At 34.8% G+C, this 11,936-nt stretch carries 9 protein-coding genes; 7 read left to right on the plus strand and 2 right to left on the minus strand.

Annotated features, from left to right (window positions below):
- Positions 1–1,191 precede the first annotated feature (1,191 nt).
- Positions 1,192–1,494: a SemiSWEET family sugar transporter gene (locus LE179_RS04760; protein ID WP_374129228.1), complete on the minus strand. Its 303-nt coding sequence runs from the start codon at positions 1,492–1,494 to the stop codon at positions 1,192–1,194.
- A 385-nt stretch (positions 1,495–1,879) separates the two neighbouring features.
- Entirely contained in the window at positions 1,880–3,649 is a 1,770-nt protein-coding gene (gene mnmG / locus LE179_RS04765; protein WP_374129229.1) for a tRNA uridine-5-carboxymethylaminomethyl(34) synthesis enzyme MnmG, read from the minus strand.
- Positions 3,650–4,169: 520 nt separating this feature from the next.
- Between mnmG and bamA the strand changes: the two genes are divergently transcribed.
- The 7 genes from bamA to LE179_RS04800 all read left to right on the plus strand — a co-directional run bounded on the left by bamA (position 4,170) and on the right by LE179_RS04800 (position 11,916).
- Entirely contained in the window at positions 4,170–6,425 is a 2,256-nt protein-coding gene (bamA, locus tag LE179_RS04770; protein ID WP_374129230.1) for an outer membrane protein assembly factor BamA, read from the plus strand.
- A gap of 216 nt (positions 6,426–6,641) precedes the next feature.
- Positions 6,642–7,676, plus strand: a complete 1,035-nt coding sequence (lpxD, locus tag LE179_RS04775) for a UDP-3-O-(3-hydroxymyristoyl)glucosamine N-acyltransferase (protein WP_374129231.1) — start codon at positions 6,642–6,644, stop codon at positions 7,674–7,676.
- 1 nt (position 7,677) lies between these two features.
- The gene (gene lpxC, locus LE179_RS04780) at positions 7,678–8,562 is read left to right on the plus strand and encodes a UDP-3-O-acyl-N-acetylglucosamine deacetylase (protein WP_374129232.1); all 885 of its coding nucleotides are present in this window, start codon (positions 7,678–7,680) and stop codon (positions 8,560–8,562) included.
- Entirely contained in the window at positions 8,552–9,031 is a 480-nt protein-coding gene (fabZ, locus tag LE179_RS04785) for a 3-hydroxyacyl-ACP dehydratase FabZ (protein WP_374129233.1), read from the plus strand. Before lpxC ends, fabZ begins: the two co-directional genes overlap by 11 nt.
- Positions 9,032–9,626: 595 nt before the next feature.
- A complete protein-coding gene (locus LE179_RS04790; RefSeq protein WP_374129234.1) occupies positions 9,627–9,752 on the plus strand; it encodes a hypothetical protein in 126 nt (41 codons plus the stop codon).
- Between the two features lie 525 nt (positions 9,753–10,277).
- Positions 10,278–11,042, plus strand: coding sequence for an acyl-ACP--UDP-N-acetylglucosamine O-acyltransferase (gene lpxA, locus LE179_RS04795; protein WP_374129235.1), 765 nt, complete (start codon positions 10,278–10,280; stop codon positions 11,040–11,042).
- Between the two features lie 73 nt (positions 11,043–11,115).
- Positions 11,116–11,916, plus strand: coding sequence for an LpxI family protein (locus LE179_RS04800; protein WP_374129236.1), 801 nt, complete (start codon positions 11,116–11,118; stop codon positions 11,914–11,916).
- The last annotated feature ends 20 nt before the right edge of the window (positions 11,917–11,936 follow it).

Here is an 11,936-nt window from a genome sequence, read left to right on the forward strand (position 1 = left end):
TCAAATAAGCAGCCTTTTTATAACGCGAAAAACGGTTTTTTATATCACCTGTATATTTGTCAATTCAAGTAGAACATATGTTAGTTAGCAATATTTCATATAGCTGCCTGCGGCAACTTGCTAATGATTATTTACCTGACATCAAAGAAATGCTTTCTATATTTATCGCGTCGCGTTTTCTTAACTTAATGTCGGAGTCAGTCGGTCATTGTCCGTATCTGCTTTATTAGGGCAGGTAACGAAAAAGAAAGAAAACAAAAAACACCACCCCAAAATAAACGATTAAATCTATAATTAAAGCTGCTTGCTAACTCCTCTTAAAGACGACGGTAGAAGAATTGTCGTTCGTATTCGATATATCATCCACAGTTTGAGTCAATGATTTAATACAGTCGCTGCACAACATCGCGATTATCAATATTATTCCAATTAACCTATTATTTACTGAATGATTTTACAGTTTCGTGATTAAGTTTGCTTCCTTTTGCGTCCTTGTTGCGACTTCGTTTTCAGTCGCGTGTTGCGGTCGTTTCTGTTGCTGTCTCATTCCCTTAGACAATCCAAACAGAAGGGGAAAGGGATAAACTTTTTTTATCAGAATCCTTTAAGCGGTATGATCATTCTCATATCATTAATCTTTGCGACTTTTGTCAAAATCTTCGCTTCTTCAGCAGCCAAAAAATAGTTCATTCAACTTTTTCTTTTTCAGTGTTAGAACACTTTAAGACTTTTCGACTAGGTCCGGCTATGCCAATATTTGCAATACTTTGAATCGGAGCGGTTCGCTATAGCATAGTTTCCGCTCCGAATTTTCTTGCAAATTTGGTATGAGTTACACAAATAGCTATTAAGAAAGCTATCTGTTTTTTTGCTGTCACTTCTATATAATACACATAAGGATAATTGCTGAGAGTCCGACTAGATGTCATGCTCTTTTTTCGTCCATTTATTTTTTTTCGTCGAATCTCTATATTATTGAAATAATTGAGTAGTGCATATTGCTCGCCAAGTTAAGAATATATACGCTTTAAATACTTTTTTGATTGTATGATATTTAGTAACAGATTACCGACTAAATCCCTTTTTTTATTTTTTTTGCTGACACATCATTAAGTCTTATTTTTTCGCGACACATTTAAATTGCGTCGCGTTTTTCTTAATTCGACTTTTTGCTGGCAGCTGCGTAATATGTTATGATTTTTTGGCTCTCTTCCTATCTTCCGAGTCGTATTTTATTTTTAAAATGACTTGAGTAATTGAAAGAAAGAGTACTATTGTGTTAAACCCGTAAATCGCGAATTGCTTGGTTATTATACCGTAAATTACCCACAATAGAGTGCTCGTTGTATAAAGAACAAACATTTGAATTGAAACATCTTTCGCGGATTTCATTTTCCACGTTTTATAAACCTGTGGCGTAAAAGATATCATAGAAATAAAACCTGCGATGAGACCTATGGTTGTGTAAGAAAATATGGTTGTGTAAGAAAACATTTTTTATCTCCTTTAGACTCAAGCGTTTTGTATATTTTATTAAAATATCACATAAAATGAAAATACAGATATACATTTTTTTTGTTCACGGTTGACATTTTTATCATTAAAATAGAATATTTGTCTTTTAGTGGAATATTTTTAACAGAAGATATATTCTTTGACGCAGAGTCTGCACTTTTTGATATTATTAAATTTAATCATTTTCTAAAATAAATTTCCACACCATTTGGCTATATACAAAAATTGGTATTATAAAAAAACATATTTTAAAAAATAAAATTGTCTTTGCGACTTTTTTTTCCACTATTTCCGCAAATCAAAATTTACGCGTTTCCCTCGCTCCTAAAAATATGCATGAACTGATTTATTTTTCAATATTCTTTTATTTCTTTTCTTTTTTCTGTTTTTCGAGATAGACGGTTAGGATTGCTATATCAGATGGTTTTATTGCACGTATTTCTGAAGCTTGTCCTATCGTCTGTGGGCATACTTCAAAAAGCCTTTGTTTTGTTTCTGCAGAAAGCGATTCAAGTTTGTTGTAATCAAAATCTTCCGGTATTCTTCGGTCTTTATTTTTTTTCATTTTATTTGCCATTTTATCTTGAATTTCAATATAGCCTTCGTATTTTTTGCGGATATAAACTTCTTCTTGCGCTTTTTCAAGAGACCATGGAGACAACTCCTCATCACTAGGCAGATTTTCTGCATTTCCTTCGTATATATTTGTCAATACTTTTCTATAGAATTCGAATTTTTTGTATGCTTTATCTGATATGAGACCTATTGAATGTCCTATGTCCATAAGTCTTAAATCAGCGTTGTCATTTCTTATTGAAAGTCTGTATTCTGCTCGAGAAGTAAACATTCTATAAGGCTCATCCATGCCTTTTGTTGTTATATCGTCTATAAGTATTCCTATGTAGGATTCATTTCTTCCAAGTATAAGCGGCGCTTTCCCCGAAACTTTAAGGCCGGCGTTTACGCCTGCGACAAAACCCTGAGATGCCGCTTCTTCATAACCTGTCGTTCCGTTTATCTGTCCGCCCAAAAAAAGATTTTCGACGGTTTTCGTTTCCAAAGATTTTTTTATCTGTAAAGGATTTGAATAATCGTATTCAATAGCATATCCGTATCTTATTACTTTTGCATTCTCAAGACCTGCTATTGAATTTATCATTTGCTTTTGTAAATCAAAAGGAAGACCTGTATAGAGTCCGTTCAGATAAATTTCGTTGGTATTGTAGCCTTCTGGCTCCACAAAGATGTGGTGGCTTGTTTTTTCGGGATAGCGTTCTATTTTTTCTTCTATAGCAGGACAGTATCTGGGACTTTTGCTGTTTACTTCGCCGATATCAATAGATGAAAGTTCGAGGTTATCGCCGACTATTTTATGTGTTTTCGTATTTGTATAGGTAAGCCAGCAGGAGAGCTGTTTTAGCTTTTTTCTCCATTCTTCAACTTTTGTGAAGTGGGAAAAAGGCATGGGTTTCTTGTCGCCCGACTGTTCGGTCATTTTTGAATAATCTATTGAGCGGCTATTGATTCTTGGCGTTGTAGTTGTTTTAAATCTTCCAAGCACCAATCCACAGTCTTCAGCAAGCGATTTTGAAAGATATGAAGCAGATCTTTCGTTAAACCTTCCGCCATCAAAATGCATTTTACCAAGATATATTGTGCCTTTTAAAAAAGTTCCAGTAGTTAACACGACGGCATCTGCCTCTATTGTTTCACCGGTAAGTATTTTTACTCCGTAGACTTTACCATTTTTTACTATTAGAGATGTAACTTCAGACTGTAGTATTTCAAGATTCTGCTGATTTTGCAGAGATTTTGACATTAAAACCGAATATAATTCTTTGTCACACTGAGCTCTCGGAGACCAAACTGCAGGACCTCTTGAACTGTTCAATATTTTAAATTGTAAACCCGCGTGGTCTGTCGTCTGTCCCATTTCTCCGCCCATAGCGTCGATTTCTCTTACCATTTGTCCTTTTGCAATCCCGCCGACAGCTGGATTGCAAGGCATTTTGGCTATTGAATCGACATTTAATGTGATTATAAGAGTTTTTAAGCCCATTCTTGCACATGCTAAAGAAGCTTCACATCCGGCATGTCCCGCCCCGACAATTACTACCTTATATTTTCTTTCCATTGCAATACAAATCCTTTGAGACTTTGCCTGACAATCCGACAATTGATTGTGCCTGCATATCTGTTATACGCGCATAATGTCGGTCGATAATTGTAGAAAATTGTATCTTTTTGCACTGCTGAAAGCAATATCTTTTAATAATCTCGATAATCTCGGATTTAATAACTGAGTGCGACTTGTTAAAAGACAAAAGAAGTTGATCGAAAGAAAAAAAATAGCGAGATATTTTTAGAACGGAGCAAATATCAAGGAGGTTTGCGTTTAGAGAGCTAAATAGTATATGGCGGCATTCTATAAGGGATTAATATAAAAATGATAGTAATTGGGACAGACATGTCAGATATGTTATGTTTCAGAATTTTAAAATGTTACTGTTTGTCTAAATAAATATTACAATTACATTGAATTTTTATGTATTTTTTAATAAAATACAAAGGTTAATTATCTATAATTATCAATTGCTGCTAAACTAAATTTTAGTATATCGTAATTATGTTTCTGCACTTTATTGAGGGCTTTGATGAAAACTCGTTCAATTTTAACATTTCTTCTAATGTTATTTTCTGTATATGCTTATGCGGATACTTATGCGATTTCAAATATTTTAATTGATGGACTACAAAATGTGAAGCCGAAAAGCGTTTTGTCAGTTGTAAGTCTTAAGAAAGGCGAATTCTATTCAGCCGATAAGGCAAGAGAAGATGTCCGTTCAATTGTTGGAACTGGATATTTTGACAATGTTGAAGTTTGTTTTGATAATCTTAACGGAAATCTTACTTTTACCGTTGAGGAGAAGCCTTATATAGAGCATATTATTTTCAAAGGCAACTCGGAATTTTCTGAAAGGAAACTTAAAAGCGAAAGTACATTAAAAGAAAAAGATTACTATGATTCTTCAAAATTTAAAGAAACAAAAGAAAAGATAAGCGTTTTGTACGGCGAAGCGGGTTACGTCGATTGCCAGATTGAAATTTATCCTACTGTTAATGCGGATACGAATAAAATGACAATGAATTTTCTTATAACCGAAAATAATAAAATCACTGTCGAGGGAGTTAAAATTAGAGGCGCGGTTTTCTTTAAAGAAGAAGAAATTCTCAAGCTTATGAAAATAAATCTGAAAAAAGTATTTAAAGAAGATATTTATAATGTAGATCTGGAGTCAATAGAAAAATTATATAAAAACAACGGTTTTATGGATTATCAGTTTGTTTCTTCGACAGTTGAATATAATAATGCCAGAACGGAGATGTTTTTAACGTTAGATATTAGCGAGGGCAACAGATATAAAATAGGTTCTGTAACTTGTAACGGCAATTTTGCTATTGACGATAAGGAAATAGCAAAAATAATTAAATTTAAAAAAGGACAGATTTTTAATCAGGATAAAGTTGACGAAACAGTGATGAGTATCTATAAGTCCTATTTAAATAAAGGATATATGAAAACAAAGATTACTCCGTCTTTTAAAAAAAAGGATGATAGTGGGTTTGTCCATATAAATTTATCAATTGAAGAGAATTCTGTTGTTCGTATAGGGAATATTTATATTGAGGGGCTTGTTTCGGTAAAGGATAAAATTATAAGAAGAGAACTTCTTATAAAACCCGGAGAGGTGTTCGAACCTGAAAAAATATCCAAAAGTCGCGAAAAAATTCAAAGTTTGGGTTTTATCAATAATATTGAATTTAAGATGCTTAATACTGGAGATCCTGATATTGTGGATTTAGCAGTTTCTGTTGTTGAGGGAGAAAATGGTTTGCTTAGCTTGAGTGCTGGATATTCTGTAGATGGTGAGTTAACCGTATCGGCACAGGCTCAGCATCTGAATATATTTGGATTGGGACAAAGATTGGGCTTGTTTTTGGATTTTAGCAAAAGAAGCCAGAATTATGAAATAAGTTGGACAGAGCCGTGGGTTTTTGATAAAAACTTAAGTTTAAGCTTGGATACATTTAAAATTTGTAAAGGAAGGGATTTTAAAGAAATAGCGGACGCATATAACGAAAAGAAGACTGGGTTTACGGCAAAAGTAGGTCACAGAATTAATGATTATATAAGTTTGTTGGTTGGATATAACTATGAACGTATTATTTTAGACAATATTAACTCATCTGTAAGAGACAATATTGAACGTGATTCATCGAAAAATAAATCTAGCATTCTTGCCCAATTTATTTATGATTCGAGGGATTATGTTTTTGATCCTTCAAAAGGAAGCAGGCATTTTGCAAACGTACAGTTGGCGAGCTCTTATTTGGGCGGGGATATAGATTTTGTTAAAGGATCTACTAGGTCAACGTGGTTTTTTAATACATTTTGGAAATTTGTATTGTGTGTTAATTTGCAAGGCGGTATAATTGTACCATATGGGCATTGTCAAACTGTTCCTATTTATGATGGGTTTTATTTGGGCGGTTCGGATACTATAAGAGGTTACAAATATAGAACTGAAATTGGACCTGACATGGGCGGCAAAATTATGGGACTGATGAACTTTGAATATAAATTTCCGATAATTAGTTTTGATGAAAAAACAGTGGTTCAAGGCAGCATATTCTTTGATATAGGCGGAGTTTGGGGTGATTATAAGAATGTAAAATTAACTTCAGAAAACGGTAAAAACAATTTGGGTTCTGGTATAGGTTTTGGGATAAAGCTTGTAAATCCTTTTGTTCCTGTGAGGGTCGATTTTGGATACGGACTAAATCATAACCAGAGACCGGGAGAAAAGACGTATCAAATATATTTTAGTGTCGGAGAAAGTGTTTTTTAAAATATTTTTCTGAATCGTTGACAATTTGTGCTTTTTAAGTCGTCCGCGAGCGGAGCAATTATAAGAAGTAAAGATGTTTCGGGAATTTATTTTAGTGAATATGCGACATGATGCGGGCATAATTTTAAATTGGTGGAACATTTAACGTAAAAACGTAAAGATGAAAATATATTACAGACAAAATTATATATATGGTTGTGAAGGATGGATAAATAAATGAAACTTACGGCGCTGGAACTTGCGACAATTGTTTCAGGAGAGCTTATTGGCGATAAAAGTATTGTTTTAACGGGGGCTAACGGACTTTTAGAAGCAAAAAAAAATGAAATTTCTTTTTTGGAGAGTTTAAAATATCTTTCCAAAGCTTTAAAAACTGAGGCTGGAATTATTTTTGTTGCAGCAGATACGGATATTCTACAGTTTAAAGATAAAAATGTCATAAAAGTGTCGGATCCCCGCTATGCTTACGGTATTGTCCTTTCTATTATTGAAAAAGAGAAATTTAATTCAATAGGAAAAAGTGTGCATGTATCCTCCTCAATAGCAGATGGCGCAAAACTGGGAAAAGATGCATATATAGGACAAAACGTCGTAATTGAAACAGGAGCAGAAATTGGTAATAATGCAAAGATATTTCCCAATGTGTATATAGGTAAAAATGTAAAAATCGGTAAAGAATGTCTTATATACTCCAATGTTACTATAAGAGAGGATACCGCGATAGGTGACAGGGTTGTTATTCAACCTGGAGTTGTTATTGGCGGAGACGGTTTTGGTTTTACGACTGTTAACGGTAAGATGTGCAAAATTCCGCAGGTGGGGAGAGTTGAGATAGGAGATGACGTTGAGATCGGAGCAAACACTACAATTGACAGAGCTACTGTCGATGTTACAAGAGTAGGAAGCGGGACAAAAATTGATAATCTCGTTCAAATAGGACACAATGTTCAGATTGGCGAAAACTGTCTAATTGTCGCACAGGTTGGAATATCGGGGTCAACACGGTTGGGAAATAACGTGACAATCGGCGGACAAACCGGAGTTATGGGACACTTGAAAATAGGTAACAATGTGATGATAGCAAGTTGGTCATGCGTTTCAGGACATCTGAATGATGGCGAGCAGGTTGGCGGGAATCCTATAGCACCGATTAATCAAAGTATAAAGGCGAGAGTATTGATGAGAAAATTACCTGAGATATATCGGGATTTGAAAAAAATGAAAAAACATTTAGAAAATAAACAGACTTAATATGGCGAAGCAGACGACTGTTTTGAGAGAAGTTTCTGTCGAAGGAGTAGGACTTCATACCGGAAATAAAAGCATGGTAATTTTTAAACCTGCTCCCAATGCTGGATATGGTATTAAATTTATAAGAATAGATTTGCCGAATAGACCTGAGATTGAAGCTGTTTGGTCAAACACTTCTACAGGTATGGTGGTAAGAGGAAGTGTTATTGAAAAAAATGGTGCGAAAGTTTGTACAATTGAACATATTATGTCTGCATGTTTTGCTCTCGGAATTGACAATTTAATTATAGAAATAAATAATAATGAACCTCCGATTTTAGATGGAAGTGCAAAAATATTTGCAGAGACTCTTTTAAAATGCGGTGTAAAGGAATTTGATGTTCCAAGAGAGTATTACGTTCTTAAAAATTCCGTATATTTTAAATCTGGAAAAACTAAGATATCTGCTTATCCATCTGATAAACTTGAAATAGAGTGTACTATAGGTTTTGATCATCCATTTTTACGGTTTCAACAGATGTTTTTAAGAGATTTCAACAAAGATTTTTATTTAGACAATATTGCGCCAGCAAAGACATTCTGCTTTGACTATGAAATAGAAGCGCTTCAAAATAGAAAACTTGCTCTGGGCGGATCTATGAATAGTGCTATAGTCATAGGTTTGAATGGAGTACACAATAAGAAGTCGTTGCATTACAGCGATGAGTTTGTAAGACATAAGATGCTTGATTTGATAGGTGACATATATTTAGCTGGAAAACCTGTAAAAGCTAAAATAATCGCGGATAAACCAGGACATCAAAACAATATAGGTTTTGTGAAAGAATTTTTGAAAAAAGCAGTTATTGAAAATGATGAAATTACAGGAGGTGACAATGAACAATAATACTAAAAACGCAGAGTCGACAGGAACCGAAAGGATATTAAGTACTGAGGAAGTTTTAAATTATATACCTCATAGATATCCGTTCCTTATGGTTGATAAGGTAAAAATAAATACGGCAAATGCTTCAAAAATCGTAGGATATAAATGCGTGAGCGGAAATGAAAATTTCTTTCAAGGGCATTTCCCGGGGGCGCCAATAATGCCCGGAGTTTTGATTATTGAAGCAATGGCGCAGACATCTTGTGTTATGTTTCTTTCAAAGCCTGAAATGAAAAATTGTCTTGCGTATTTTATGTCTATAGACAAAGCAAAATTCCGCAAGCCCGTAAAACCGGGAGATGTTCTTGAACTTCGCGCGGAGATAATAAAAGATTCAGGAAGACGCGGAAAAGTGAAAGGCGAGGCTTATGTGGACGGTAAATTAGTTGCAGAAGCTGAGTTTATGTTTGTTATTGTTGACAGAAACTAAGAGACGTAACACAGAATTACGGTATCTGTCTTTTCTTTGTTCAATGTAGAAAAAGGGGAATGAGAAGAGTCGGAGATATGTATTAGGTCGCGGTTGCTGTTATAATCTCAGAGTCAGCGTGAGAGATATAAAATGATTCATCAGAGGACTGTGATCGGTAAAAGTGCAGTTGTTGAAGGAAATGTGAAAATATGTTCCTAATGTAATTATATGCCCGGAGACAATTATAAAAAATGGGGCAGAGTATACGGATAGTTGGTTATTGAGTATGCTGAAATAGGAAGTAATTGTGAGATTTTTAATTTTTCGTCAGTGATAAACGTCTCCATTTAAAATATCAGGGCGAGGAGACAGAGGTTATAGTTGGCGCCGTCGCTACAATCAGAGAATATACAACTTTAAATAGAGGCACTAATGCGCGGGATAGACTGTTGTTAGCGTAAACTGTTCGCTTATGTCGTGCGCATATAGAGACCGTGCCGGCGTAATAATAGGATATTCAACAGAAGTTGTGGAATATGTTAAAATAAACGATGGCATAATCTTAAGTGTAAGCATAGTCGTTCATTAATTTTGTAAGATTGGAAAATCCACAATGATAGACGCAGGTTCAATGATTAATATGGATGTTGTCTCTTATTTAACAGTGCAGGAGGACAGAGCGACTTTTGTCGGTTTAAATCTTGTGGGATTAAAAAGAGAAAAAAATGAAACTTGCTGAAATTGAAGATATAAAAAAATGCTCGTAGAAATATTGTTTATGTCAAAACTGACATTGGAAAATGCAATGACGGAGCTTGAGGATTTAACGTTGCCTTATGTTAAAGATATAGCGATTTAACATACTGTCATCGTTTTGGCTATTCTGCTTCACGGCATCATAAGGTTTGGGTCTGTTTGAAAAATCTTTTGTTACATGTATGAAAAAGATGTAACACTTTGAATAAACATTTAATCTGTTCTTTTGTTTTTCGACAAAAAAGAGAGAGGATTTGTTCTTAAGTGAGCATTTATCTATTGGCATAAATATAGTATCTCTTAAACTTTGCTTATCGCTTGAGAGCGAAACAAAGTTTTTTTATAAAATAGTATATGCATTGGAAATGGTATCTGGCATAATTTCTCGGTTATTAAAGAATATGATAAACTAGAGCAATGACTATGAATCTGCCAGCAATGTGGGCAACTAAATAATAAACGAGGTCTAAAAATTTAGCTTAGGCATAAGCTAGAAGTGTAAAAAAAAATGATACATAAAACGGCAATAATTGATAGGACTGCAATTATAGAAAGCGACGTAGAGATTGGCGCTTATACTGTGATAGGTGAGAATGTTAAAATTAAATCGGGAACTGTAATAGGTTCAAACGCTTATATAGAGTGCGCTGAAATTGGTAAGAATTGTAAAATTTATAATTCCGCTTCAATCGGAACCCCCCCTCAGAATTTATGTTATAATGGCGAGTCTTCAAAAGTTTATGTTGGCGACGGTACAGTGATGAGAGAGTTTGTAACTTTTAACAGGGGCACGAAAAAAACAGAGAAAACAATAGTTGGCAAAAATTGTTATTTTATGGCGTCATCTCATGTAGCTCACGATTGTCGCGTAGGAGATAACGTTGTTATGGCGAATTATTCTGCTGCAGCAGGACATGTCGAAATCGGCGATGATGCTTTTATAAGTGCGAATGTTGGAATTCACCAGTTTGCAAGAGTCGGGAAAGGCACAATGACGGGAAGCGGAGCTGCCATTAGCATGGATATAATTCCGTACACTTTATGTGTGGGGTATAGGGCGGTGCTCAATGGTCTAAATCTGGTCGGTATGAAAAGAAGAAAAATGTCTGCTGAGGAAATTGCCGCCGTTAAGGACGCTTACCGTACTCTCTTTATGTCAAAACTTTTGCTTAAAGATGCTTTGGCAAAAATAGAACAAAGCATGTCCGTTTGCGTTCAGGAGATAGTTGAGTTTATAAAGAGTTCCCAAAGAGGAATAGCAAGACCCGAATGACGGCATATGAGTTTGCCTTGCCGTTTATGGTTATGATGAAGAATAAAATAGCGAATTAAAGAAAATATTAATTATGAAAAACATAGGGCTTATAGCGGGAAACAGCAGATTTCCTTTTTTGGTAGCTGAAGAAATAAAAAGAAAAGGTTGCAGTGTTGTTTGCATTGCTTTAAAAGAAGAAGCTGATATCGGACTTGAAAAAGTCTGCGATAAAACATATTGGCTCTCTATATGGAAATTTCAGAAAATTATAGACGCTTTGAAGAATGAAAATGTAAAGGCTGTTATAATGGCGGGGCAGGTAAAACACGTTAAAATTTATTCTGCAGTGAATATGGATTGGCGTGCGGTTAAAGTAATGAGAAGTTTGATTAATAAAAAAGCGGATACGATTTTGAAGACGATTGCCGGCGAATTTGAGAAAGATGGAATACATCTTATGCCGTCTCATACTTATTTAAAACACTTGCTTGCTGAAAAGGGCTTAATATCGGGAAAAAAACTTTCTTTAAATGAAAATGAGGATGTTGGGTTTGGATACGAGATCGCAAAAGGAATATCGGGGTTTGATATTGGGCAGACTGTCGTTGTAAAAGATAAGTCTGTTCTTGCAGTTGAATCAGTCGAGGGTACAGATGAATGTATCAGACGCGCGCATAAACTCGGCGGAGAAAATTCCATAGTCGTTAAAGTTGCAAAACCAAATCAAGATTTTAGATTTGATGTTCCCGTTATAGGTGTTAACACTGTCGATACTCTGAAAGAAAATAAAGTCCGGGCGATGGCAATAGAATCCGGTGGCACTTTAATATTGGACAAAAACGAAGTTATAGAGAAAGCAGAAAAAGCAGGTGTCACTATATTGGCGATATAAATAGCAAAATGCATGTATGT

It is taken from the genome of Candidatus Endomicrobiellum agilis, assembly GCF_020328115.1.
GTDB lineage: Bacteria > Elusimicrobiota > Endomicrobiia > Endomicrobiales > Endomicrobiaceae > Endomicrobiellum > Endomicrobiellum agilis.